Consider the following 24,233-nt stretch of genomic DNA (forward strand, 5'->3'; position numbering starts at 1 on the left):
ATGCCCACTGATCACTCCGCGTCACGACCTACTGAGTCCGCCTCCGCCGAGACCGCGTCCGGCGACACCGAGTCGGACGACCACGCGCCGCTGCTCGACGTCACCGACCTCCGGACGCACATCCACACCGACCGCGGGACCGTCAGGGCCGTCGACGGCGTGAGATTCGCCGTCGACCGCGGCGAGGCCGTCTGCCTCGTCGGCGAGTCCGGCAGCGGCAAGAGCGTCACCTGCGAGTCGCTGACTGGGATCGTCCCCAGTCCGCCCGCCGAGATGATCGGCGGTAGCGTTTCCTTCGACGGCACGTCGCTCCACGACCGGGAGACGGATCTGCGAGCGTTTCGCGGCGACCGCATCGGCCACGTCTTCCAGAACCCTCAGCACGCCCTCGACCCGGTGTACACCGTCGGCGCGCAACTCGTCGAAGCGGTCGAAATCCACCGCGAAGTGAGCGACGAGGCCGCCCGCGATCGCGCCGTCGAACTGCTCGGCCGCGTTGGCATCCCGAACCCGGTCGAACGGGTCGAGGATTACCCCCACGAGTTCTCCGGCGGAATGCGCCAGCGGGTCGCCCTCGCCGTCGCGCTGGCGGCCGATCCGGACCTGCTGGTCGCCGACGAGCCGACGACGGCCGTCGACGCCACCGTACAGGCCCGCTTGCTGGCGCTGCTGAGAGAGTTACTCGACGACGGCATGGGGTTGCTGCTCGTGACCCACGACCTGCGGGTCGTCGCCGAGACCGCCGACCGCGTCCTCGTGATGTTCGGCGGCACTATCGTCGAGCGAGGCCCCGTCGAAGCCGTCTTCGAGCGGCCCGCCCACCCCTACACCCAGGCGCTGTTCGACAGCTACGACGGGTTCGCGCGGCGGTCCGATCGGCCCGCACGCGACGACGTGCCCGAGGACGGCTGTCGGTTCCGAGCGGAGTGTCCCCACGCTATCGAAGCGTGTTCGGGACCGGATCAACCGCCCGAGTACGCCGTCGCCGGCGACGAGTACCACACCGCCTCCTGCGTCTACTACGCCGAGGACCGACGGGCGGACGACCTACTGGCCGACGCCCGCGCGGCCGGCCCGACGGGAATCGAGGAGGACGATGACTGAGAGCCCGCTGCTGGAAGTCGACGATCTGAAGAAACATTATCCCATCACCGAGGGGCTGCTTCGCCGAGAGGTCGGCCGCGTGCGGGCCGTGGACGGTATGAACCTCGCCGTCGGCCGCGGCGAGGCGGTCGGTCTCGTCGGCGAGTCCGGCAGCGGCAAGACGACGACGGCCCACGCGATCCTCGGCCTGGAGACGCCGACCGGCGGCGAGGTCCGCTTCGAGGGGACCCCCGTGCGCGATCTCTCGGGAGCCGACGAGCGCGCGTTCCGCCGCCGCGTCCAGCTTATCGTCCAGGATCCCAACGAGGCGTTCAACCCGCGACTTCCGGTCGGCGAGGCCGTAGCGGAACCGCTCGAACTCCACGGGATGGCCAACGCGGAACGTCGCCGGGCCATCGTTACGGACCTCCTCGAACGCGTCGGCCTATCGGCGACCGACGCCGACCGCTACCCGCACGAGTTCTCCGGCGGGGAGAAACAGCGGTTGGCCGTCGCCCGCGCCCTCGTCGTCGACCCGGACCTGCTGGTCGCCGACGAGCCGACGAGCGCGCTGGACGCCCGCGTCGAGGCCGAGATCCTGGGCTTGCTCTCGGACGTCCGCCGGCAGTTCGGCGTCTCCGTGCTGTTCATCAGTCACGACATCGACGTCGTCCGGCGCTTCTGTGACCGCGTCGCGGTGATGTACCTCGGCGAAGTCGTCGAACGGGGACCGACCGACGAGGTGCTGACCGCGCCCGCCCATCCCTACACCCGCCTCCTGCTCGATTCCGTACCCTCGCTCGACCCGACCGACCGCGGCCTCGGCGAACCGCTGACCGACGCCGTTCCCGACCCCGCCGATCCGCCCGCCGGCTGCCGGTTCCATCCGCGCTGTCCCGCTGTGATTCGACCCGACGGGGTCTCGCTGCCCGAGGAGACGTGGCGCGCCGTCGCCGCGTTCCGGTTCGCGCTCCAGGGCGGCGACCTCCCCTCCGCGGCCGCCGCCGCGACCGACGCCGCGGCGGTCCGAGACGCCCTCGACGTGTCGGGCGAGATCTCGGACGAGGCGGCCGAACGCGCAGTCGCGGATGCCGCCGCAGCGGTGGCCGACGGGGACCCGTCTCGCGCGAGCGAGCGCCTCGCCGACGCGCTCCCGACCGTCTGCGAGCGCGAGGCGCCCGAGACGACCGACCTCGAAGACCGTTCGGTGCAGTGTCACCGCTACGAGCCCGAGCGGGCCGGAGAGCCGCTCGTCGATCCCGGCGGGTCCGGCTGAGGCGCGGTGGTTAACGATTGAACAACATATATCACGCTACCGCGTGAACTTGTACGCGTGAGTACAGATGGCTCCGTCCAACGACCGGCCTCTGGAAACGTCCCTCGATGCCGAGTCGCTCGATAGCGCATCGATACGGCCACCGCCTGACGACCTGTTCCGGGCAGTCGCTAACACCAAGCGTCGCCAGTTGCTCGCGCTGCTGGCGACCCAAGAGACGATCGCGCTCGACGATCTGACGGACGTCCTGGTCGGGATGGCGACCACGACCGACGGTCCGGCCGGACCCGACGAGTGGGCGCAGGTGAAGATAGAACTCGTCCACGCGCACCTCCCGCTGTTGACGGAGGCCGGTCTCGTGGAGTACGACGAGGACAGCGGCGAGGTTCGGCTCAGGTCGCTCCCCGACGCCGTCTACGAGCTCTTCGAGTTCGCGGACGAGTACGAACGCGCCGTCGAAAACCGACAGTGACTCCCGCGGACATCGGCGCACCGACCCTTGGCGGGATTCTCGCGGAGGTCGCTCGACGGCGGAAGACCGTCGTCGTCTACGCGCCCAACGGGACCGAGCGGAACCTCGCGGAGACGCTCTCGACGCGTAACGTGAGCGTCGAACATCGGACCCTCCCGACTATCGGTGACGACGCGTTCGTGGTGATCCGCGACGACGGTCGCTTTCGTGGCGCAATCTCGCTCGCCGACCTCCTCGTGTTCCTCGCGCCGCCCATCGAGCGACCCGGGGACCTCGATTCGGTCGACCTCGAACACCGCGCTATCTTCGAGCTGCTGGACGACACGCTGTTCGTCACGCTGGACCGTCGACAGTTGCTGGCGACCTCTCGGGAGTTCGAGGACCGCGCGTGGCGGACCGGTCGCGGCCGTCTCCACGTCGGCTTTCAGTCGCCGAACGCCTTCGCCGCGCAGGCGGAGCTCTACCGTCAGTTAGCGACGACGACCGACATCGACGTCCACGTCTACGTCGATTCTGCCGTCGACACCGATCGCCTCGACGACGCCCCGTTGACCGTCCACGTCGAACCCTCGGACGAGATCGGTCGCTACTGGTTCGTCCTCTTCGAGGACGGCGGCGACGGGACGCAAAACTGCGGTCTCGTGGCCGAGGAGACCGCTCCGGGCCAGTATCGCGGTGTCTGGACGTACGACCGGGAACTGATCGCCCGGGCGTTCGCGGCCGTCGAGTGAGTGAACGCCGTACATCGGGCGCGGAGTTTACGCAGTACTATCATAAGACAGACAACACCAGATAATTCTATACTGTCGCTGTACCGGCGTCAAGTGGCTGGTATCTGGATGAAAGAACTTACTCGGTTCGGAAGTAACATATTTCGTAGAGTATTTATCGTAGCGGTGAGTGGGTACAGGTGGCAGGTCGTCGGGCCGATACGCGCGACCGGTCATCCCACCCACCCACGACCGGTCCCGTAGTCCATGCCGAACGGAGTCTACAGCCATTTCCCCGGCCGACCCGTCTCCTGCCGTCGTCAGTCAGCGGATACGTGACCGCCCCCGCGTTCGGGGGCGTCACGTGCACCAATCCCCCCATTCGGCACCGCGCTACCCACCTGGCGCGGTGCCGCACTGCCACGACTTCTCGAAGCGACGGCTATCGAGCGGCGGCCGACGACCGGCGAGCGGTAGCCGAGGCGTTTATATCGCCCCGTGATAATCACGGAGTGTGACTGAGAGAATATCGACGGCCGACGATCCGGTCGCCGGGACCGACGACCGCGAACTCGTCGTCGGCGGCGACCGCCCGCTTCGCATCTCGGCGGGACACCGGCTCATGCACCACGAGGGGAAGTGCTCGCGGCCGCACGGGCACAACTACGAGGTGACCGTCCGCGTCACCGGCCGGCTCACCGACGAGGGCTGGATCGTCGACAAGGGCGTCGTCACCGACGTCGTCGACGCGTGGGACCACCGGTTCCTGCTGGAGGCGGGCGACCCGCTCGTCGAGGCGTTCGAGGAGAGCGGCGACGGCGAGAGCGTCGTCGTCCTCGACCACCCGCCGACGGCCGAGGTGATGGCCGCGGTGCTGGAACGGCGGCTGACCGACCGGCTCCCGGACACCGTCTCGGACGTCGGCGTCACCGTTCGGGAGACCAGCGAACTCTGCACCCGCTGATGCCGGTCGCCGACGACACCGACGCGCTCGGCGAGACCGTCGAGCGGCGCGACGAGGGGCAAGATAGCGACCGTGACGGGGACAGCGACGACAGTCTCCCCATCAACGAGCTGTTCTGCTCGCTGCAGGGCGAGGGGCGACTGGCCGGCGTCCCGTCCGTGTTCGTCCGCACGAGCGGCTGTAACCTCCGCTGTTGGTTCTGCGACTCCTATCACACCTCTTGGGAACCGACCGGCGACTGGTACGGCGTCGCGGACCTCGTGGCGGCCATCGACGAGTTCGACGCCGACCACGTCGTCCTGACCGGCGGCGAGCCGCTGATCCACGACGCGAGCGTCGACCTGCTCGAAGCGCTCGCCGACCGGGGGTATCACACCACCGTCGAGACCAACGGCACCGTCTATCGCGACGCTCCAATCGACCTCGCCAGCGTCAGCCCGAAGCTCGCGTCGAGCACGCCGACCGAGGAGCGCGACCCGAAGGGCGACGGCGAGTGGGCGGACCGACACGAACGGCGGCGACTCGACGTCGAGACGCTCGCCCGACTGCTCGAACGCTACGAGACGCAACTGAAGTTCGTCGTCACCGGTCCCGGGGACGTGGACGAGATCGAGACGCTCGTCTCGCGCGTGCGAGCGGCGACCGACGCCCCCCTGCCCGACGACCGGGTGTTGCTGATGCCCGAGGGGCAGACGCGCGAGCGGTTGAACGAGACCCGCGAGGTCGTCGCGGAGTTGGCGATCGAACGCGGCTACCGCTACACGCCGCGGCTGCACGTCGACCTCTGGAACGACGCCCCGGGCACCTGAGCGCTCCCAATCGAAGCTATAACATGACTCACGACGACCGCGCTGTCGTGCTCGCCTCCGGCGGCATGGACAGCGCCACGGCGGCCTACGAGGCACAGTCGCGCGGATACGACGACCTGTATCTGTTGCACACCAGTTACGGCCAGAACACCGAGCAGCGAGAGTACGAGTGTGCTCGCGCCCTCACCGACCACGTCGACGCGGCGGACTTCTGTCACGTCGAGACGAGCCACCTCCAGCAAATCGGCGGGTCGTCGCTGACCGACGACGGGATGGACGTCGCCGAGGCCGACACCGAAAGCGAGGAGATCCCGAGCTCCTACGTCCCCTTCCGGAACGCCAACCTCCTGTCGATGGCCGTCTCCTACGCGGAGACCAACGACTGCGCGGCGGTGTTCATCGGCGCGCACAGCGAGGACTTCTCGGGGTATCCGGACTGCCGACCGGCCTTCTTCGAGGCGTTCCAGCGGGTGATCGACGCGGGGACGAAACCCGAGACGAGCGTCGAACTGACCGCGCCGTTCGTCGAGTGGTCGAAGACGGACATCGCCGAACGGGGCCTCGAACTCGGGGTTCCCTACGAGGAGACGTGGAGTTGCTACCGGAGCGACGAACCGGCCTGTGGCACCTGCGACGCCTGCGCGTTCAGACTCGAAGCGTTCCAGCGACTCGGCGAGCGCGACCCGATCACGTACGAAGAGCGGCCCGAATACGCCGAGTAGCCCTACTCGTCGCCGTCGGCTGCGAGACCGTCCAGCACGTACTCGGCGGAGGTGCGTGTCGTCGCCATCGGCACGTCGTGAACGTCGCAGATGCGGAGCAGCGCGGAGATGTCCGGTTCGTGCGGCTGTGCGGTCAGCGGGTCCCGCAGGAAGACGATCGCGTCCATCCGGTCGTCGGCGACTTCGGCCCCTATCTGGGTGTCGCCGCCGAGCGGCCCGCTCTGTTTGCGCTCGATGTCGAGGGCCGTCTCCTCCGAGATGCGCTTGCCGGTCGTGCCCGTCCCGACGAGGTCGAACTTCGAGAGGACGTCCTCGTACTCCCGCACGAGGTCGATCATCTCCGGTTTCTCGTCGTCGTGGGCGATGAGCGCGACGCGTGTCATACCTCGGCTAAGGTCGCCGCCGGCCAAAGGTATGTGGGTTCTCTCAGTCCACGGTGACCTCGCCGTCGGCCGTGACGGTCACGTCGTGACCCGCCACGTCGAAGGTGATCGTCTCGCTGTCGCCGTCGCCGAGGACGGCCCGGAGTTCGTCGGCGTCGACGTACGTCTCGATGGCGTCGATCTCGCCCGCCGTGCGGTCCGTCGCGTCCACGACGGCGTCGGTGATCACGTCGTCTGCGGGTTCGGGACTGACCCACTCGTCGCCGCCCTCGTCGGCGGCGCGGCCCCGTATCATGTACACTGTCCCCTCGTCCGAGTTCATACCAGTCCTATTCCCCCCGAGCGATATAACGGGGTACGGGTGGTTTCAGAACGTGAAATAGCTCGAAAGCGCGGCTCTCCACGGAAGGGGTGGTCAGTCAGGGGTGACGTGATCCGACGACGGGTCGGTGCGGGGACGCGAGGGTGTTGGCGACGAGCGTTCCCGTCCCCCGTCGGAGACGTTCGGACGCCGCCTGACTGGAGATGTCGAGTCGCGCCGCGAGGTCCGAGAGGGAGGCGTCCCGCGGGACCGCGAAGTAGCCCGACTCCGCGGCGAGCAACAGCACCTCTCGCTGCGGGGCGGTCACGCCGAAGTCCGCGGACGGTTCGTCGTCGTCCGCGAGGACGCTTCGGAAATCCACGGTCACGCCGTCCGCGACGATATCTTCGCGAAAGGAGAGGACGGCGCTCCGGTCGGCGAACCGCGCTCGGACCGCCCACCCCTCGTCGGTCCGGTCGGCGTGGACCAACATCCCGTCGACCGACGACAGCGCGCGCCCGACCGGCAGCAACGCCGAGTCCGTCGCCTCGACGACGAACCAGTGACCGCCGGCCTCCGCGCCGACGTGGGTCGCCTCTCGCACGTCGTCGCCCGAAACCACCGCTTCGGCCTCGAGCCGGTCGGACTCGTCGACCCAGACGTCGAGTCGGCATCGCTGCTCGCGCGCGTGGAGACGCTGTATCGAGACGTCGCGGGCCGTCTCATCCGCTCGCCGGAGACACGCCGACTCCACGTGAAAATCCGCTATCATGTGTGGGAGTCGGTCTGGCATCGGTATAAAACGCTGGCAGACGATCGTCCGACGCAAAAACGGTGTCGGAGGTCGGATCTACGGGCTGTCAGAGGCACAGATCGGTCGACATCTCCGGAACACCGGGTTGTACTACTCGGTGGTCCCACATAAACATACGCCTACCGTGCCACGGAGTCCCGCTCGGTAGAACTAGTCCAGGTTCTCCCGCTGATAGCTTCCCTCGTAAGTCCCCTCGTGGGCGGCCTCCGCGAGGACGAGCTGTGCGATTCGCGCACCCGCTTCGAGTTCGATCGGGTGGTGCACTTCGAGGAGTCCCTCGCCTCGGCCCTCGTAACCGGCGTCCCACACCGCCGTATCGAGCATGCAGGAGTTCCGAAGCAGCGACGACCGGGGGTAGAGAAAGCCGACGTGTCCCTCCGGGATGACCACGCGGTCGGCGTACTCGACGACGTACCCGCCCCGGTCGAGCGCGTAGACGCCGTCTTCCCGTTCGACTTCCCGGCGCTCGCCCACGGTCTTGTTCCCCCTCTCGATGCGACCGGGTTCGATCTGTTCGTACACCGCACCGAGCGTGAGGTCGACGCCGTTGGGCTGGACCTGTGTGTCGCGCACGTCGCCGAGTCTGTCGGCGACGAACTGCCCGCTCTTGAACATACTGGCGGCTCCGGCCGCCACCGCGAAAACGCTGCCGTTCGACCAGCGAGAACCGGAACCGGCGTCGAGCGCGGGTATCGTTTGGTGAAAAATAGGGTGGAATACGCGGGATTTATACGCGCGGGCCGTCGATTGTCGGACGTTATGGGACAGACGCTCACGGAAAAGATTCTCGACGACCACCTCGTCGAAGGGGAGCTGACACCCGGAGAGGAGATCGGTATCGAGATCGACCAGGTGCTCACACAGGACACGACCGGCACGCTCGTCTGGCTGCAGTTCGAGGCGCTCGGTCTCGAAGAGGTCCAGACGGAACTGGCCGCCCAGTACTGTGACCACCAGACCTACCAGTTCGACTTCAAGAACACTGACGACCACCGCTTCCTGCGCTCGGCCGCCGGCACCTTCGGCGCGCACTTCTCGCGCCCGGGCAACGGCATCTGTCACAACGTCCACAAGGAGAACTTCGCCGAACCCGGCAAGACGATGCTCGGTTCGGACTCCCACACGCCGACCCCCGGCGGCCTGGGCGAACTCGCCATCGGTTCGGGCGGGCTGGACGTCGCCGTCGCGATGGGCGGGGGCGCGTACTACATCGAGATGCCCGAGGTCGTCAACGTCCGACTCGAAGGCGAACTGCCCGAGTGGGCCACCGCCAAGGACGTCATCCTCGAGCTGCTCCGCCGTCTCAGCGTGAAGGGCGGCGTCGGCAAGGTGCTCGAATACACCGGCCCCGGCGTCGAGACGCTGACGGTCCCCGAGCGGACCACCATCACCAACATGGGCACCGAGCTCGGTGCCACCTCCTCGATCTTCCCGACCGACGAGAACACGAAGGACTACCTCTCGCGCCTCGACCGCGAGGACGTCTACGAGGAGCTCCAGCCCGACGACGACGCCGAGTACAGCGACGAGATCGTCGTCGACCTCTCGGAGATCGAGCCGCTCATCGCCGAGCCGTCGATGCCCGACAACGTCGTTCCGGTCGGCGAAGTCGCCGGCACGGACGTCGAGCAGGTCATCATCGGCTCCTGTACGAACGGCGCCTACGAGGACATCCTCCCCGGCGCGAAGATGCTCGAGGGCCGCAACACCGACAAGAAGACCGAGATGATCGTCGCGCCCGGTTCGAAGCAGGCCTCCGAGATGCTGGCCCGACAGGGCTGGACCGCGGAGATGATGGCCGCCGGCGTCAACTTCTCCGAGGCGACCTGTGGTGCCTGTATCGGCATCGGCCACGTTCCGGCTTCGGACTCGGTCTCGCTGCGGACCTTCAACCGCAACTTCGAGGGCCGCTCCGGCATCGAGGACGACAACGTCTACCTCTGTTCGCCGGAGGTCGCCACCGCGGCGGCCATCAAGGGCGAAATCGTAGACCCGCGCGACCTCGCCGACGAGCTCGGTGACCTCGAAGCGCCCGGCCTGGAGATGCCCGACGAGTACACCGGCAACTCCGAGTCGGACCTCATCGCCCCCGACGAGGCCGTCGACGACGACCTCATCAAGGGCCCGAACATCGGCGACGTCCCGCTGAAGGACCCGCTCGAGGGCGAAGTCGGCGGCGAAGCGCTGCTGAAGATGGAGGACAACATCACGACCGACCACATCATCCCGGCCACGCAGGACATCCTGATGTACCGGTCGAACGTCCCGAAGCTCTCGGAGTTCACGCTCTCGCGCGTCGACGACACGTTCGCAGAGCGCGCTCTGGAGTCCGACGGCGGCGTGCTGGTCGCCGGCGAGAACTACGGTCAGGGCTCCTCGCGTGAACACGCGGCCCTCTGTCCGATGTACCTCGGCATCGAGTCCGTCCTCGCTCAGAGCTTCGCCCGCATCCACAAGGCGAACCTCTTCAACTTCGGCATCGTGCCCCTCGAGATCGACGAGGACACCTACGACAAGATCGAGCAGGGCGACGACGTCGATATCGTCGACGACGTGGCCGAGGCGGTCCGCTCCGGTCAGGAGGAGTTCACCATCCGCGTCAACGACGACTGGGAGGCCTCGGCCTCGCTCGACGCCTCCGAGCGCGAGCGCGAGATCCTCGCCGCCGGTGGCAAGCTCCCCCACACGAAGAAGCAGCACGAAGAGGGCGGCGACGCCGCGCCCGCCGACGACTAGAGAGACTTCGAGCGTAGCGAGAAGTCTCTTATAGGTCGAACGGCGCGAAGCGCCGTGAGACGGACGAAAGCCTCACTTTCCCCTTTCTTTCGCGCGAACTGATGAGCGACAGCGATAGCGCGAAATTCTCACAGCCATAGTAACACTACCTCGCAATCCAAACTGTATTTCCAATCCAACAGACAATTATTTGATACAGGGCAGGAAACTACGTCTCGATGAATTGGGCCTGTGGGCGGTGTGGCAAACTACACACGCAAAACCCCAAGGAGTGCCGAAACTGCGGGGGGACAACGCTTCGACCAGCACGAAAAGACGAACTCTCGGATACCAGCACCAGCAGTCCAGCCCCACTAGATTCTAGCCGGGCTCGAACCTACGGAACGACTCCGGACCCGAAATACGAGTCCAGTCCCGACGTGAATCTCGATGGGTCGATAGATGCTGAAGCGCAACCACGGAGAGACCACGAAACGAACGCGAATTCTGGATTCCCCGGGTTTCTTTCTGGGCAATTGCGAACACTGAGAGCGACGCTTCGAGCGCCGATAAGAGTCTTTCGTGAGTTTCTCATTCCGATTCTCGCATTTCTGCTCGTCATCGCTCTCGGAGTGTGGTTACTCCCGTAGGGCGTCTCTACGGATTCGACCGGTCTATCCGGTTTTTGGCTCCCACCTTTCGTTCTCTCGTGAACGGATAGCTTATCCTGTCTCCGCCTACGCGTCGCCGTGACGCGAGAGCCGTTCCATGACCGGCGTGGCGGCGATCCCGTGGACGACGATGGAGACGAGGACGACGAACCCCACGAGCGCCCAGAGGAGTTCCGACTGCGCGAACGACTTCTTGTTGAGGGCGTACGCGAGGTAGTAGAACGAGCCGATGCCGCGGATGCCGAAGAACGCGATGGTCGTCCGCTCGTTCCGCTCCAGCGGCGACCCGAAGAGACCTAGCGCGCCCGCGAGCGGTCGGAGTACGAACAGGAGTACCAACCCGATGGCCGCGACCTCCCACGTCAGCGGCGACAGCAGCCCGGTGGCGAGCGCGCCGCCGAACAGCGTCAGCAGGACGGCCATCGCCAGGCGTTCGGTCACCTCGGAGAAGTCGTGGAGCGCCTGGTTGTAGTCGTGAGAGCGCTCGTAGTGCCGAACCAGCAGCGCGGCGACGAAGACGGCGATGAAGCCGTACCCCTGGACCAGTTCCGTTATCGCGTAGACGAGGAGAGTGCCACCCAGTATCTCCGCGCCCTCCACCGCCTCGGCCAGACGCGTCGTCGGCGAGAAGCGAAACAGGAGCTGCGCGAACAGATAGCCCAAGACCAGGCCGCTCACGACGCCGACGACGATCTTGTAGCCGACGTACATCCCGCCCCACTTCCCCAGCCAGTCGGCCCCGGCGAAGCCGGACCCGGCGACGAGGATGGCGGCGTAAGTGAACGGGAACGCCAGCCCGTCGTTGAGACCGGCCTCGGAGGTGAGCGCGAACCGCGTCTCGTGTTCGTGCTCCCGCGCTTCGTGGTGGTCGTCCGCCGCGTCGCGGCCCTCGCCGGGCGGCCCGACTTGCACGTCCGAAGCTAGCACCGGGTCGGTCGGGGCGACGACGGCTCCCAGCAGGAGCGCCGTCGCGGGGACGAACCCCAGCGCCCACCAGCCGAGCAGCGCCGCGCCCGCGATGGTCAGCGGCATCGTGACGACCAGCAACCGCCACGTCGAGGTCCACGTCCGGAGCGAGAACGGGCGGTCGAGTTTCAGCCCCGCGCCCATCAGCGAGACGATGACGACGAACTCCGCCAACTTCTCGGCGATGTCGCCGTGGGCTATCGGGTCGGGCGCGGGTATCCCGTGGGGGACCGAGAACGCGACCGCGCCGAAGGCGACGAAGAACAGCGGCGGCGATGCCCAGCGCTCTGCGAGCGCCTCCGGGAGCACCGCCGCCGCGAACGCAACGGCCCCCAACAACACGAGTCCGAGTACGTACGTCTCGACCATTGTTTCTTCTCGGGATTCACGACGCTTACCGCCCCGGCTTGCAACCGAACCGCGCGAGGGGAGTGGCGTGATACCGAGACTCTACGGCGTGGTCAGGATGGTGGACCGACTGCTGTCGGGGCCGGGAGTGCGCTCTGTCGCGCGCCGGGAGACCTCCGGTCTCCCGAACTAAAGGGCGACAAAGCCGTCCGTGAACGACCCGCCGTCAGAGCGGGTCTGACGAGCCTTCGTTCGCGTTGCTCACGAAGACAGGGAAGGACAGGCCTGCGATAGCATCCGGCGGCGAAGCCGCCGGTTCACCGGTCGCGCTCTGCGCGACCGGCCTTTTTGTACTAAATTTTTGCGAGCGGGGGTCGCCGTCGGCGACCCCCCGAAGTAAAAATTTAGATGGCGAGAAACTGCGTCACCAGCCACTTCGTGAACGTCCCGGTGACGCCGCCGATCCACGAGAGCACGACGAAGTGGAGGTAGGTGTTGGCCTTGTGACCGCCGTCGACGGTGCGGATCATCAGGGCCGACAGCATGGCCGAGAACATGATGATGATGACCAGCAGGAACTCGATGAGGGGGATGTTGTAGACGCCGGTGTTGATCAGGGAATTGACGTCGAGTCGGCTGCCGGCGTTCAGGTCGAGCGACATCTGTGCGAGGATGTTGACGACCTGCAGGCCGATGAAGAAGGCGAAGGTGGAGGCGGCGGTGATCCCGTACAGCAGGCCGACCATCGTCGTCGTCGCCTGCTTTCGCTTCTGTCGGAGCTGGAGGACTTCGTTCATGTTGGCGGCGATGAGTTCGCCCAGTTGCTTCGGCGAGCCGCCCATCTCGCGGCCGATGAGGTACATCTCGGAGAAGGTCTGGATGGGGTAGGAGCGGCAGTCGGCGGTGAAGTAGCGCCACGCCGCGGTCGGTTCGATGCGCATGTTCAGCCGCTTGTAGAGGTCGTTGATGTTCTCGGTCAGGGGACCGAAGTCCTTCTTGCGGAGGGTCCGCAGCACCATCCCAGTCGTCGACTGCTTCGCGCCCTCGGTGGCTCCCAGCGCGCGGATGAAACTGGGGAACTCGTCGTCGCGGGCCTTGACGCGCTGTTCCTCCTGTCGGAAGACGACGCCGGGGATGAGCATGGGCGTGATGGGGACGACGGCGTAGAACGGCAGCGGAACCACGTCTAAGAAGAAGAGGAGGTCGTTCAGGGTGATGGGCGAGACGCCGAACATCCCGCCGAGCGTGATGAACAGGAGGGCCGCGGAGAGACCGACGCCGACGTACATCGACTTATCGAGGCGCTCCTCGATGGGCGAGGGATACTCCTCGGGGTGAAACCACAGCGGGTCGTAGGGAGCCATCGACCGGATGGCGAGGTAGAACCCCGACTGGACGAAGACGTACATCACGATGACGGCGCTGACGGTCATCGTCGGGTTCGTTCCGGTGAGCACCGGCAGGACGACGGCGAACACCAGCGCGAACGTCATCGAGAGGATCATCGAGAGATAGAGGTCCTTCATCACTTCGAGGCTGTCGAGCGAACTGCTGTAGACGGTGGTGTAGTGCTGGATGATCTGTGCCTGCTCGGAGATGAGGTAGTCGTCGAGCGACTGGCCCGCGCCGAGGGTGTAGGCGAGGCGGTCCAGGAAATCCGAGAAGGCGTCGCTGGGGACTTCTTTCGCACGACGGCGACAGGCGTCGTCGAGGCTCTGGTTCCACGTATCGACCAGTTGCGTGATGCGGTGCATCTCCATGGCGAGTTCGCCGTACTCCTCCTCGCGGGCGAGCGTGCGGAACACCTCCATGCGGTCGATCTTCGTCGTCGCCAGCACCGTCATGTGGGTGATCAGGAGGTGAAAGCGGTTGTTGAGTTCGCGCTTGCGCTGGCTGAGCAGGATCTTCGGGTAGAACAGCGCCGCCGCCATCGCCAGGAACCCGAGCAGGGGGATCGGGAGGCGGATCATCAGCGGCTGATCCAGAAAGAGCGCGGCCACCACCGAGAGGAGGAAAAAGCCCGCCGACGGGAGGAGGATGAAGAGGAGGTACCGCTCCAGCGGAATCGTCATCTGGCGGTACGACTCCACCAGCCCCTGGACGGTCTCGGTAATCGTCAGGTCGAGTCCGTTCTCGGCTTCGCTCTGGGCCATCAGTTGGGCTTCGAGACGTTGAACGGGATGCCCTCGACGCCGTCGCGCTGGAAGTCCGAGATGAAGTCGTTGACCTCGTGATACCCCAGGATGCCCTCCTGCATGGCGCGCTCTATCATGTTCGCGCGGAACTCCAGATCGTCGTAGATGTCGCGGGTGTCCTCGTAGCCCAGCAGCGTCGCGATCTGCTCCTCCAAGACGTAGGAGTTGTTCATCCCCTGGAAGACGATCTCGTCCTCGACGGGGTCCCAGTTGAACACCTGCCGGGTGACGATGCCGTCCATCTCCTTGGAGTACCCCTCGATCTCCTGCACCGAGGTGACGCGGCGCAGGACGCGGTCGCCCTGCTTGACGCGGTTCTGGAACAGCGCGACGTCGGCGACGTCCATGAACGTCTCGGGGACGTTGATCGGTTCGCCGGTGAAGCGCTGAATCATGGAGACGATGTCGCTGGCGTGGAAGGTCAGCATCACCGGGTGACCGGTCTGGGCCGCCTGGAACGCCATCCGACCCTCTTCCCCGCGAACCTCCCCCACGATGATGTAATCGGGACGCGAACGCAGCGCGGCCGCGACGAGGTCGAACATGTCGATACTGGTCCCCTCATCTTCGCCCTCGCGGGTGAGCAGTTGCTGCCAAGTGTTGTGCGGGGGCAGCACCTCGGCGGTGTCCTCCGCGGTGTAGATCTTGGCGTCGTCGGGGATGAACGAGGTGATGGCGTTCAGCGTCGTCGTCTTCCCCGACGCCGTCTCGCCGACGACGAACACCGTCTGTTCGTTCTCCAGGCAGAGCCAGAGGTACGCCGCCAGCTCCGGCGAGAGGGTCATCCACTTCGTGATCTGGAACACGGAGAGGGGGACCTCGTCGCCCTGTCGGATGGTGAGCGACGGTCCCTTGACGCTCACGTCGTCGGAGTAGATGAGGTTCAGGCGCGACCCGTCCGGCAGGGTCGAGTCGACGATGGGGTCCGAGTCGGAGACCGGGTCGCCGATCCGCTCGCCCATGTTGCGGAGCCACTGGTCGAACGCCTGCTCGCTCTCCCACTCGACGGTGGTTTCGAGCATGCCGTAGACGCCGTGGTCGACGTGGCACTCGCTCCGGCCGATGACGTGAATGTCCTCGTTGGCCGGGTCGCGCATCACCGGTTCGAGCGGGCCGAGACCGACGATGTCGCGGTTCAGCCGATAGAGGATGTTCTCGTAGGTCGACTGGGTCACTTCGACGCTGCCCACGTCGGTCAGGTTCGACAGGCGCGTGAGGACGCCGCTGTCGCTGTCCTCGTTGCGGATGCGAGTCGTCTCCTGGAGGAGTTCCTCGATGCGGTCGTCGTACTCGGCCTCGCTCTCGGGGGCGGGTTTGTTGACGCTCTTCTGGAGCAGGCGGTTGCGGACCTTATCGAAGACGACGCCCTCCTCTTGGTCGAGTTCCGGTTCGATGGCGTAGTACTTCATGTCCTGACCGATGTCGCCGTAGATGTGACAGAAGATGGGGCCGCCGACGGGGTAGAGGACGTTCGGGCGGTCAGACTCGTAGTCGCCGTCGGCCTCCTCGATGAGCATGGGAAACTCCCCGGTGATCTGCTTGAACTTCTTCAGGTGGTCCCGCAGGTGCGGTCGCCGGGCGGCCAGCTGTCGAAGTTCGTCCGAGGGTTTCGCGCGGCCGTGATCTGTCATATCTTCGGTCCTCCTATGCGACGCTCCGCGATTCGATGACGATGCCTGTCCCCGACCGAACCGAGAAGCCGACGGTGTCGCCGACCTGCTCGCCCATCCCGGCGAATCGGAGGACGTTGATCTGTCGGCGCACGTCGTTGCCGACCTCGATCATCTCCAGCTCGATGAACACGTCGGCGATGGCCCGGAACGGGCCGATGGCCTCCTCGTCGAGCGTCGAGGGGTCGACGGTCAGCATGACGCACCGCCCCTGAGAGATGATATCACGGAAGAACGAGATGATCTCCAGCGCGGCCTGTCGCTCGTCGTTCTGCCGGACCAGCGCCTCGAACTTGGGGTCGTTCCGCAGGATGGCGTCGAAGGTGTCGATGACGACGACGTCGGCGTCCCACATCACTTCGGCCTCCATCAGGCGTTTGAGGAGTTCCTTGCGTTCTTTTTGCTCGTCGCCGCCGGAGAACGTGTTCGAGTCCCCGATGTCGGCGTGCAGGAAGAGGACGTTCTCGTCGAGCAGGTGGTCGACCATGTCGTAGGACAGCGAATGCATCTGGTCGAGGAAGCTCCCGACGGTGAGTTCCGTCGAGAGGTAGGTCACGTCGTGGCCCTCCTCGCAGAGTCCGTAAGTGAGGCGCTGGCTCAGCGCGGACTTCCCGGCCCCGTAGTCGCCCTCGACGAGGATGATGCTACCCGGCGGGATGCCGCCGCCGAGTTCCTTGTTCAGTCGGTCGTGATCGTCCAGTCCGAGCGAGAACAGATCGCTGTTTGCGAGACTCATGTTCGGAATTTAAACACCTCTTCGTCGCCGTTGACGACGACCTTGACGCGGTGGTCGCCCGGCGACAGCGAGTGAGATATCTCGAGGCGGACGACCGTGCCGGGCCGCCAGACGACGCCGTCGTCTAAGAGCGTGACGCCGAACGTCCGGGCGTACCGCCCGTCGACGAACAGATCCATCTGTCCGGGTTCGGCCCCGAGGTCCTCGGAGCCGGTGTTCTTGACGTGGAGCGTGATGTTGTCGTCGCCGCTGGTGTTGTAAATCGCGTCGCTCCCGGCGTCGGAGATGACCTCGATGTCGGTGCGGACTTCGCTGCTGACGTCGAGCCCCTGTTCGGAGACGGCGTTGCTCAACTGCCCGATGCTGTCGGTGAACACGCCGGCGACGCTCGCGGCTACCATCATCGACGCGATGAACAGGATGAGGTGAGAGGCCGAGACGCTCGCCATCTAGCTCACCTCCGCGGTCGTCTCGACGGCCGAGACGCCGGGACCGGTGACGAGTTTCACTCGGCCGGGGTTCGAGGGAATCCCCGTCGCGTTGATGACCAGCCGCTCCTCCGGAAGCCAGAGGTCCGTCGTCTCGTCGCCCTCGACGGCGGTTCCGTAGCCGGTGAGATACGCGTTGTTCGCGAGCACGTCCACGTCGCTGACGGCCAGCTCCGTCGAGCCGGCGTTGGTGACGGTGACGTTCAGCGAATCGGCCGTCGTGTTGTAGACGACGGACGTGACCTCGATAGCGGTGTTTTGCTGTTCGAGCGTCCGGTCGGCCTGGGCGTCGCGGGCGTCGTTGACGTTCTCGAAGCCGTTGGCCGTCGCCGAGTAGAACATCCCGAACCCGATGAACATGGCGACGAAGACGAGAGCCGCCGAGCCGCTAACGCTGAAGCCCATCGGCACCACCTCCGGCGAGTTTCGAGAGCGCGACGGCCTCGGGGCCGCTGTCCTCGTCGAGCTGTGAGATGTAGCGGAGGCTCTCGGTGTGGTGGTCGATGGTCAGGCCGCCGCTGGCGTCGGCCACGTCGTCGAAGCCGCGGAGGTACTCCGCCAGCGCGTCGGCGACCGAGGCGTCGATCCAGCCGATCGTCTCGTAGTAGTCGATGGCGCGGGAGGCCTCGCGGTAGCCCGCCTGTCCGACGAGGTACTCCAGCCACTCGACGACGATGAGGTCGGCCGCGAACCCCTCCGGAACCGAATCGAGGTACGGCTTGCCGTCGTCGCCGTCGTCGCTCTCCTCACCGCTCGTTTCGGCCGCGGATTCGGTCGCCGGCTCCGGTTCCGGGGTCGCTTCCGGCGTCGGATCGGCGATCGGCTCGGGCTCGGGCTCGGGCTCCGGTTCGGGGGCGAGTTCCGGGTCCGCTTCGACCGCGGCCCCGTCGGCGGCGTCGTCGGTCGACGCGTCGTCGCCCTCGTCCTCGATGACCTCGTCGAAGAGGTCGTCGTCCGCGAGGCTGTCGTCGCCGAACGCATCGCCCTCCTCGTCGGAGTCGTCGCCTTCGTCGTCGAACGTGGTGTCGGCGTCGTCCAGCAGCGCCGCGTCGGACTCGGCGTCGGCGTCCGGTTCCTCGCCGTCGGCCCAGTCGGCGTCGCCGGATTCGTACTCGTCTTTCAGTTCGGCGAAGGACTTGCCCCCCTCGCCGTCCCCGTCGTCGCTCCCCTCGTCCACGTCGAGTCCGTCGTCCATGCTCATGTCGTCATCCGTCTCCTCGAAGTCCTCGAACTCCTCGTCGAACGAGCCGCCGTCGTCCTCGAAGCCGCCCATATCGTCGTCGCCGAAGATGTCGTCGCCGTCGTCCATCGCCATCCCGTCGCCGCCGTCGTCGACGAGGTCCTCGTCGAAGAATCCCTCGGCGTCGGCGTTGGCGACGGTGTCGTCGATCTCCGCGTCGTCCTCGTCGCCGCCGTCGTCGTCGAACAGGCCGAACGAGCCGCCGCCACCCATGCCGCCGCCCATCCCGGCGTCGACGTTGTCGGCGAAGGGGTTCACCCCGCGGGTGACCATCTCGTAGATGTCGAGCAGCTTTCGGACGTTCTCCTCGACGTCTTCGACGGATTCGGAGATGGACTCGTTCTCGGTGCGGACGGTGTTGACCGTCGAGGAGAGCGAGCCGACCTCGTTCTCCAGCTCGTCGAGCCGGTGTTCTAACTCGTCCGTGTCCGGGCCGCTCGCGTCCTCCATGTCGCCGAACTCGTCGTCGCCGAACCCGCCCACGTCGTCGCCGTCGTCCAGCCCGCCGAGTCCGCCGAGGTCGTCGTCCCCGCCGTCGTCGGTCATCAATCCACCGTCACCGCTCATCCCGTCGTCCGCGTCGTCGGTCTCGCCGTCCGACATGATCGAATCGAACATGCTCTTGATGCTCATCCCGACGAGGCCCCCCGAGAGGACCACGAGTAACGCGGGCACGAGTGCGACTACGTCCGGGGTAGCCGCCTGTAGCGTCGGCACGAGAGCGAGACTACTCATCGTCTGTGACGATTCCCTCGCCCATCATCAATATACCGTCTAGCGTATCAAATCTGATAATAACCTCTCAAACTACGTGTCTAAAATGCTTGAATTGATTTCGTAACGTTCGGGGCCGCAGATGAAGCGCTACGTTCGTCGCTTTTCGCAGCTAAACGGCGCTGAGAGGCGCGCTCGCGGCAGACGTACGGCTGCCGTCCGTCTGACACGAGGGAGACACGCCCGCGGTCGGGCTGTCACGACCGAGATCAGAGCGTCGCCGAGTCCGTGTTGGCGCTCTTGACGACGAGGTTCCCGGTGTCGGATTCTAAGCGGAGCGAACGCCCGTGATCGCCGCCCACGTCCTCGCCGACGAGGGGGATGCCGTACGCTTCGAGCGTCTCCCGGACCTTTTCGGCGTTGCGCGACCCGATAGACGAGCCGTTCTCCGAGAAGTCGAGCATGTCGCTACCGCCGGCGATCTTCGCTCGCATCCCGTCGCGGGACGCCCCCTCGGCTTCGAGTGCTTCGACGAGCACCGCGACGCCGGTGTCGGCGAACTTCGCTCTGTTGCCGCCATCGACGTCCTCGGCCGTCGGTAACATGACGTGGACCAGTCCGGCAGCGCCCGACAGCTCGTCGTAGATAGCGACGCCGATACAGGACCCGAGACCGCTGGTCGTCAGCACCGCCGAATCGGTCGTCACCTGATACTCGGCGATGCCGATCTTGACGCGCTCCGGGTCGTTGGTCTGGGTCGTCTCCGACTGCGTGCCGTCGTAGACCCTCATTATTTGAATATCTGTTCGACGTCGGCGTCGGTCTCCTCGGCGCGCTCGACGTCTAAGTCATCGAGCGCCGCTCGCAGTTCCCTCTCGTTGGGGAGCGCGTGTATCTCGGCCTCGAACTCGATGTCGTCGGTCCGCATCTTCGAGTCGATGATGAACGCGTGTTCCTGATACTGACCGACCTGTGCCGCCAGCGGGTCCACGATGGCTCGTCCCATGTCGTGGACGAGGCGCGGCGGCGTGTGGTCTACCGAGGTCTGCAGGACGTTCGCCCACCCGTCGACGAACCCGCTGGTCATGATGTTTCCCAGTTCTTCGATCGCCATCTCGTGTTGCTCGGTGAATTCGTCGCGGTCCATCTCGACGGGCATCATCGCCTCGGCGACGGTCACCGCCGAGCGCTCGTCGAACAGCACCATCAGATAGCCGCTCGGCGTTCCGGTGAACTCGACGACCGTACCCACGTAGGTATCGGTTCCGATCTGGCGCGGAACGTCCTCGATAGGGGCGAAACTGAGCTGTGTCACCTCCGCCTCGGTCGGGATTCCGGTCATCATCTCGACGTTGTCCGCGGCCTGCCGGGTGCCGCTGGTGGTCATCTCGTTGAAGGTCTGGAGCTTGTCGATGGGGATGGCGTCGCCGTCGGTGTCGGCGTGCCGCATCATCGCGTCCGCGAGCGAGTCGTACTCGGGGAGCATGTAGATGTAGAAGTTCACCGACTCGCCCACCCACTCGATCTCCGATTTGAAGACGAACACCTGCGAGTACTCCTCGGACTCGGGTGCCTCGGGCAATACGTCCGCGCCCGTCTTCTCGATGTACGTGGGTGGCGAGTGATCGATAGTCGAATCGAGGTAGTCGGCCCACCCGTCGATGAAGCCGCTCATCATGATGTTGCCGATCTCGGTGACGCCGCTCTTTGCCATCGCCGGGTCGTCGCTGCTGCCGGGCAGCAGCGCGTCGGCGATGGTGTCGGCCGACTCGCTGTCGAACACCAGCACCGTCTCGCCCTCCAGCACCCCGTCGAAACCGAACTGGACGCCCACGAACTCCTGGCCGGTGAGTCCCTCACCGACGTCCTCGCGATCGAGCAACGTGATCTTCGTCACGTCGACGGCGGCGTCGATGCCCGTCATCTGGGTCAGCGACTGAGTCGCCTGTTCGGCTCCCTCGTGTGCGAGTTGGTTGAACGTGCCGAGCGACTGGATGTCGACGTTTATCTATGACGGGACGACGTCCTGGATAGCCTCGATGACGCTCGGCTTCTGGAACGGTTTGGTGATGTAGCCATCGGCACCGGCCTTGACGGCTTCCTTCATCTTCTCCTCCTGGCCGACGCTGGTACACATGATGACGTTGGCTTCGGGGTTCGAGGTCTTTATCTCGTCTGTCGCCTCGATGCCGTCGCGGATGGGCATCACGATGTCCATCATCACGAGGTCCGGCGACTGCTCTTTGTACACCTCGACGGCCTCCACCCCGTTCTCGACTTCGCCCACTATCGTGTGGTCCTCTTCGAGAATCTCCCGGAGGAGGTTCCGCATGAACTCCGAATCGTCGGCAATCAGTACGTCTGGCATGACCTATCGGAACGAAGTACCTCGATTAGCTAAATAAAGGTGTCCCGTAAATTATCGCCTGTGATACCGACGTAGGACGGCGATACGGGCCGATTGTCGCCAGTCGTTTAGAGCGATGGTAACGGTGCCGTGACCACGCGAACCACGTCGAACGCGTGGGTGCCGTACTCGAAGTACACCAGCCCCGAGAGCAGTAGGTAGGCCGTGGCGAACGCCGCCGAGAGCGCCAGACCGACCGCGACCGCACGTGGCGAGATGCGGTCGGGGGCGACCGTCCGGCCGAGAACGGTTCCGGCACAGACGGTTGCGGCCCCGAGGTTCCACAGCGCGTGGTACTGCACCGCTTCCCCGAGTGCTAAGTCGAGGCCGGCGATACCCGCGAGAACGACGACGAGCGCGAACGCAAGCCCCGCGGCGTAGGACCGAGCGAGCGTCCCCGTCGCCTCGGTAACCGCCCCCCGAACTGCGGGAACGCGACAGACGCCGTAGAGCGCGAGGGGGACGACCGGGTGGATATATCTGACCGTGAGCATACTGTAGAGGGGCAGTCGCGGGAGGTAGACGACGGTCAACACGGCGGTCAGCGCTACCACGAGCAGGTCGGTCTGCCGTCGCGCCGAGAGCCGGCGGAGGTGGATCTCTCGAAGGAACTCCCATCCGTCTCGGCGCAGTCGCCGCCCCGCGAGGACCGGGAGCGTCAGCAACGCGCCCAGTATCGGCGTCGCTTCGAGCAACGAGAGTTCTATCACCTCGTAGCCGTTGAGGTCGTAGCGCACCCCCTCGACGTGGCCGCTCCGGACGAAGATATCGACGAGTCTGCCGGGGTCACCGAGGACGCCGATACCCCCGACGACGGCACCGCCGACGAATCGCCAGGCCGGTTCGGCGGCCTCCCGGACCGTATCGAGTATCGGCACGTCGGATCCGTCGTCAGCGGTACCGCCGCCACCCTCGCCGCTACCTCCGCCCTCGCTGCCCCCGCCTGCACTACCTCCTTCGCCCGTACTTCCGTCGCCATCGCTCGTACCGTCACCGGCATCTCCGCCCGAGCCGCCCGACGGAACGAACTCCACGCCACCGTCCTCGGCGTCCGCTAAGAGTCTCGGTGGCTTCGCGGGATTGCCGGAGATGGCGTAGTTCGTCGCCAGCATCGGCGTCGTCGCCAGTAAGAGCGCGAAGCCGACGACCAGCAGGTCTCTCGCACCGTTCGAGCGAGCGGTCAGGAGGTCCACGACGCCGAGTGCCCCCACGAGGAAGAACGCCTCGAAGGCGTGGACCCACGTGACGAGACCAGCCAGCGCGTACGCACCTGCTCTGGCTCGCATCGCCGCCCGCCCCTCAGCCCGCCGGCTCACCGCGAACGCGTAGACGGGATCGTCAGGCAGGCGACGACCGTATGCCGCTTCGGGATCGTCGCCCAGAACCCGACGGGCGTCGCGACGCCGAGGGCGACGCCGGCGGCCAGACCGACCCGCTGGTCGTGCAGGGTACCCAGGAGCCGATAGCAGACGAGACACGCCGTCGCGGCCGCGACCATCGTCGACAGTTGGAGGGCCGCGAGCGCCAGTCGGTCCCGCGAAAAGTCCGTCGCCGTCAGCACGCTGCCGGCGAACAACAGCGCGACGACGACGCTGCCGACAATTCGCGTTCGCTCGCGGTCGAACCCGTCGAGCCGACTCGCCTGGGCGACGAACGCGAGACCGAGTCCCGCCCAGAGCGACGCGAGCAACAGGCGCGGAGCCACAATCACGCTGAGTCCCTCCAGCGCCCAGACCAGCGGCACCGCGAGCGCGAGTTGGCCGTAGTTGCGCCCGTACAGCCGTCCACCGTACTGATGGAGACCGGGCTGGGACCCGAGCGTTATCGAATATCGCAGTTCGGTGACGTGGAGGTGCCCGTCGGCGAGCGCGACCAGCGCGTTGGCCACCGCGTACGTGTCCTGGATGAAGATGCCGACCCGCCACGTCAGTCCGAACCAGCAGAGCACGCCGAGCCACAGCAGGAGGCCGGGTCGGTCGCCGAACACCCGCCACAGCAGTCGCCGCGCGCGTCGCCGTCCGCCCCACGCTTCGGTCACGTCGCCACCTCCATGGTCACGTTCTCGCGGTAGACGGTTCGATCGGTGGTGAAACTCTGGACGCGGACGGCCAGCGTACCGGTGTAAGACGATCCATCGGCCGTCCCCCGCGCCATCCCCCGGTCGTCCGGTGCGAGTCGATGCGTCCCCGGCTTCGTCACGACGGTCGTCTCGGTCAGTTCGACGTCGAGCGCCGGCACGGAGACGCGATAGACCAGTCGCGGTCGGTCCGTGACCGACGCGACCGCGACCGTCGCTGTCGGCACGCGAAGGTAGGAGACGCCGGTGCCGAAGCGGCCGTCGGTGACGCGAATCGCTCCTGTATCGACCGCTACCGACTCGACGGTCGCCGTCCCGTCACCGAACTCGGTGACTCGCTGCTCGGTCACGTCCACCCCCGTCAGCGGCCCCGTCGCCACCGAAACGACCACGACGAAGAGGGCAACGCCGGTCAGCAGATACCGTCGGGTCATCGCCTGCACTACCAAGGCGGGCGACCGATCTTAAAACC

Annotated in this window: 25 protein-coding genes; 8 read left to right on the forward strand and 17 right to left on the reverse strand. The window is 66.1% G+C overall.

Translation table 11 applies throughout. The annotated features are described in order from the left end of the window. From EGH23_RS11405 to queC, 7 genes are all read left to right on the forward strand, one after another. Complete coding sequence (locus tag EGH23_RS11405) at positions 1-1,104, forward strand: ABC transporter ATP-binding protein (RefSeq protein ID WP_220580120.1); 1,104 nt, start codon at positions 1-3, stop codon at positions 1,102-1,104. Further along, on the forward strand, positions 1,097-2,359 hold the full coding sequence (locus tag EGH23_RS11410; RefSeq protein ID WP_220580121.1) for an ABC transporter ATP-binding protein: 1,263 nt from the start codon (positions 1,097-1,099) through the stop codon (positions 2,357-2,359). The genes EGH23_RS11405 and EGH23_RS11410 overlap by 8 nt, the downstream gene beginning before the upstream one ends. Positions 2,360-2,426: 67 nt before the next feature. After that, entirely contained in the window at positions 2,427-2,831 is a 405-nt protein-coding gene (locus tag EGH23_RS11415) for an ArsR/SmtB family transcription factor (protein WP_220580122.1), read from the forward strand. After that, positions 2,828-3,562 (forward strand): DICT sensory domain-containing protein, encoded by a 735-nt coding sequence (locus tag EGH23_RS27025; RefSeq protein ID WP_220580123.1) that lies wholly within the window; start codon positions 2,828-2,830, stop codon positions 3,560-3,562. The genes EGH23_RS11415 and EGH23_RS27025 overlap by 4 nt, the downstream gene beginning before the upstream one ends. Before the next feature lie 493 nt (positions 3,563-4,055). Then, positions 4,056-4,505: a 6-pyruvoyl trahydropterin synthase family protein gene (locus tag EGH23_RS11425; RefSeq protein ID WP_220580124.1), complete on the forward strand. Its 450-nt coding sequence runs from the start codon at positions 4,056-4,058 to the stop codon at positions 4,503-4,505. Continuing rightward, entirely contained in the window at positions 4,505-5,314 is an 810-nt protein-coding gene (locus tag EGH23_RS11430; protein WP_220580125.1) for a 7-carboxy-7-deazaguanine synthase QueE, read from the forward strand. The genes EGH23_RS11425 and EGH23_RS11430 overlap by 1 nt, the downstream gene beginning before the upstream one ends. Before the next feature lie 23 nt (positions 5,315-5,337). After that, positions 5,338-6,036, forward strand: a complete 699-nt coding sequence (gene queC, locus EGH23_RS11435; RefSeq protein WP_220580126.1) for a 7-cyano-7-deazaguanine synthase QueC — start codon at positions 5,338-5,340, stop codon at positions 6,034-6,036. Between the two features lie 2 nt (positions 6,037-6,038). Here queC and EGH23_RS11440 read toward each other — a convergent pair whose 3' ends face one another. The 4 genes from EGH23_RS11440 to EGH23_RS11455 form a co-directional block, all read right to left on the reverse strand. Beyond that, the gene (locus EGH23_RS11440) at positions 6,039-6,419 is read right to left on the reverse strand and encodes a methylglyoxal synthase (protein WP_220580127.1); all 381 of its coding nucleotides are present in this window, start codon (positions 6,417-6,419) and stop codon (positions 6,039-6,041) included. A 43-nt stretch (positions 6,420-6,462) separates the two neighbouring features. Further along, on the reverse strand, positions 6,463-6,741 hold the full coding sequence (locus tag EGH23_RS11445) for a HalOD1 output domain-containing protein (protein WP_220580128.1): 279 nt from the start codon (positions 6,739-6,741) through the stop codon (positions 6,463-6,465). A 97-nt stretch (positions 6,742-6,838) separates the two neighbouring features. Continuing rightward, positions 6,839-7,492 carry a helix-turn-helix domain-containing protein gene (locus EGH23_RS11450; protein ID WP_220580129.1) on the reverse strand — a complete coding sequence of 218 codons (654 nt, stop codon included), beginning with the start codon at positions 7,490-7,492 and terminating at the stop codon, positions 6,839-6,841. A 192-nt stretch (positions 7,493-7,684) separates the two neighbouring features. Then, positions 7,685-8,149 (reverse strand): deoxyuridine 5'-triphosphate nucleotidohydrolase, encoded by a 465-nt coding sequence (locus EGH23_RS11455; protein ID WP_220580130.1) that lies wholly within the window; start codon positions 8,147-8,149, stop codon positions 7,685-7,687. Between the two features lie 144 nt (positions 8,150-8,293). Between EGH23_RS11455 and EGH23_RS11460 the strand changes: the two genes are divergently transcribed. Beyond that, the gene (locus EGH23_RS11460) at positions 8,294-10,270 is read left to right on the forward strand and encodes an aconitate hydratase (RefSeq protein WP_220580131.1); all 1,977 of its coding nucleotides are present in this window, start codon (positions 8,294-8,296) and stop codon (positions 10,268-10,270) included. Between the two features lie 716 nt (positions 10,271-10,986). Here the strand turns inward: EGH23_RS11460 and EGH23_RS11465 are convergent. The 13 genes from EGH23_RS11465 to EGH23_RS11520 form a co-directional block, all read right to left on the reverse strand. After that, positions 10,987-12,255 (reverse strand): cation:proton antiporter, encoded by a 1,269-nt coding sequence (locus EGH23_RS11465; protein ID WP_220580132.1) that lies wholly within the window; start codon positions 12,253-12,255, stop codon positions 10,987-10,989. Positions 12,256-12,638: 383 nt separating this feature from the next. Continuing rightward, positions 12,639-14,387, reverse strand: coding sequence for an archaellar assembly protein FlaJ (flaJ, locus tag EGH23_RS11470; protein ID WP_220580133.1), 1,749 nt, complete (start codon positions 14,385-14,387; stop codon positions 12,639-12,641). Then, positions 14,387-16,060: a type II/IV secretion system ATPase subunit gene (locus EGH23_RS11475; RefSeq protein ID WP_220580134.1), complete on the reverse strand. Its 1,674-nt coding sequence runs from the start codon at positions 16,058-16,060 to the stop codon at positions 14,387-14,389. Before EGH23_RS11475 ends, flaJ begins: the two co-directional genes overlap by 1 nt. A gap of 13 nt (positions 16,061-16,073) precedes the next feature. Then, entirely contained in the window at positions 16,074-16,835 is a 762-nt protein-coding gene (gene arlH, locus EGH23_RS11480) for an archaellum protein ArlH (RefSeq protein ID WP_220580135.1), read from the reverse strand. After that, a complete protein-coding gene (gene arlG, locus EGH23_RS11485) occupies positions 16,832-17,284 on the reverse strand; it encodes an archaellum stator protein ArlG (protein ID WP_220580136.1) in 453 nt (150 codons plus the stop codon). The genes arlH and arlG overlap by 4 nt, the downstream gene beginning before the upstream one ends. Beyond that, a complete protein-coding gene (gene arlF / locus EGH23_RS11490; protein WP_220580137.1) occupies positions 17,285-17,728 on the reverse strand; it encodes an archaellum stator protein ArlF in 444 nt (147 codons plus the stop codon). Further along, positions 17,712-19,298 carry a FlaD/FlaE family flagellar protein gene (locus EGH23_RS11495; protein ID WP_220580138.1) on the reverse strand — a complete coding sequence of 529 codons (1,587 nt, stop codon included), beginning with the start codon at positions 19,296-19,298 and terminating at the stop codon, positions 17,712-17,714. Before EGH23_RS11495 ends, arlF begins: the two co-directional genes overlap by 17 nt. A gap of 248 nt (positions 19,299-19,546) precedes the next feature. Next, positions 19,547-20,068, reverse strand: coding sequence for a chemotaxis protein CheD (locus tag EGH23_RS11500; protein WP_220580139.1), 522 nt, complete (start codon positions 20,066-20,068; stop codon positions 19,547-19,549). Next, entirely contained in the window at positions 20,068-21,285 is a 1,218-nt protein-coding gene (locus tag EGH23_RS11505) for a chemotaxis protein CheC (RefSeq protein ID WP_220580308.1), read from the reverse strand. The genes EGH23_RS11500 and EGH23_RS11505 overlap by 1 nt, the downstream gene beginning before the upstream one ends. Beyond that, entirely contained in the window at positions 21,286-21,645 is a 360-nt protein-coding gene (cheY, locus tag EGH23_RS11510; RefSeq protein WP_162317342.1) for a chemotaxis protein CheY, read from the reverse strand. It abuts the gene before it with no gap. Positions 21,646-21,752: 107 nt separating this feature from the next. Continuing rightward, entirely contained in the window at positions 21,753-23,000 is a 1,248-nt protein-coding gene (locus EGH23_RS26325) for a hypothetical protein (RefSeq protein ID WP_236044769.1), read from the reverse strand. Beyond that, positions 22,997-23,722, reverse strand: coding sequence for a hypothetical protein (locus EGH23_RS26330; RefSeq protein WP_236044770.1), 726 nt, complete (start codon positions 23,720-23,722; stop codon positions 22,997-22,999). The genes EGH23_RS26325 and EGH23_RS26330 overlap by 4 nt, the downstream gene beginning before the upstream one ends. Next, positions 23,719-24,195, reverse strand: a complete 477-nt coding sequence (locus EGH23_RS11520; protein WP_220580140.1) for a hypothetical protein — start codon at positions 24,193-24,195, stop codon at positions 23,719-23,721. Before EGH23_RS11520 ends, EGH23_RS26330 begins: the two co-directional genes overlap by 4 nt. Positions 24,196-24,233 lie beyond the last annotated feature (38 nt).

The sequence above is a fragment of the Haloarcula nitratireducens genome, assembly GCF_019599505.1.

Bases quoted from the DNA above. Each gene is read 5' to 3' on its own strand.
- EGH23_RS11405 (WP_220580120.1), top strand. From the start codon at position 1: ATGCCCACTGATCACTCCGCGTCACGACCTACTGAGTCCGCCTCCGCC.
- EGH23_RS11410 (WP_220580121.1), top strand. From the start codon at position 1,097: ATGACTGAGAGCCCGCTGCTGGAAGTCGACGATCTGAAGAAACATTAT.
- EGH23_RS11415 (WP_220580122.1), top strand. From the start codon at position 2,427: ATGGCTCCGTCCAACGACCGGCCTCTGGAAACGTCCCTCGATGCCGAG.
- EGH23_RS11430 (WP_220580125.1), top strand. From the start codon at position 4,505: ATGCCGGTCGCCGACGACACCGACGCGCTCGGCGAGACCGTCGAGCGG.
- queC (WP_220580126.1), top strand. From the start codon at position 5,338: ATGACTCACGACGACCGCGCTGTCGTGCTCGCCTCCGGCGGCATGGAC.
- EGH23_RS11440 (WP_220580127.1), bottom strand. From the start codon at position 6,419: ATGACACGCGTCGCGCTCATCGCCCACGACGACGAGAAACCGGAGATG.
- EGH23_RS11445 (WP_220580128.1), bottom strand. From the start codon at position 6,741: ATGAACTCGGACGAGGGGACAGTGTACATGATACGGGGCCGCGCCGCC.
- EGH23_RS11450 (WP_220580129.1), bottom strand. From the start codon at position 7,492: ATGATAGCGGATTTTCACGTGGAGTCGGCGTGTCTCCGGCGAGCGGAT.
- EGH23_RS11455 (WP_220580130.1), bottom strand. From the start codon at position 8,149: ATGTTCAAGAGCGGGCAGTTCGTCGCCGACAGACTCGGCGACGTGCGC.
- EGH23_RS11460 (WP_220580131.1), top strand. From the start codon at position 8,294: ATGGGACAGACGCTCACGGAAAAGATTCTCGACGACCACCTCGTCGAA.
- EGH23_RS11465 (WP_220580132.1), bottom strand. From the start codon at position 12,255: ATGGTCGAGACGTACGTACTCGGACTCGTGTTGTTGGGGGCCGTTGCG.
- flaJ (WP_220580133.1), bottom strand. From the start codon at position 14,387: ATGGCCCAGAGCGAAGCCGAGAACGGACTCGACCTGACGATTACCGAG.
- EGH23_RS11475 (WP_220580134.1), bottom strand. From the start codon at position 16,060: ATGACAGATCACGGCCGCGCGAAACCCTCGGACGAACTTCGACAGCTG.
- arlH (WP_220580135.1), bottom strand. From the start codon at position 16,835: ATGAGTCTCGCAAACAGCGATCTGTTCTCGCTCGGACTGGACGATCAC.
- arlG (WP_220580136.1), bottom strand. From the start codon at position 17,284: ATGGCGAGCGTCTCGGCCTCTCACCTCATCCTGTTCATCGCGTCGATG.
- arlF (WP_220580137.1), bottom strand. From the start codon at position 17,728: ATGGGCTTCAGCGTTAGCGGCTCGGCGGCTCTCGTCTTCGTCGCCATG.
- EGH23_RS11495 (WP_220580138.1), bottom strand. From the start codon at position 19,298: ATGAGTAGTCTCGCTCTCGTGCCGACGCTACAGGCGGCTACCCCGGAC.
- EGH23_RS11500 (WP_220580139.1), bottom strand. From the start codon at position 20,068: ATGAGGGTCTACGACGGCACGCAGTCGGAGACGACCCAGACCAACGAC.
- cheY (WP_162317342.1), bottom strand. From the start codon at position 21,645: ATGCCAGACGTACTGATTGCCGACGATTCGGAGTTCATGCGGAACCTC.
- EGH23_RS11520 (WP_220580140.1), bottom strand. From the start codon at position 24,195: ATGACCCGACGGTATCTGCTGACCGGCGTTGCCCTCTTCGTCGTGGTC.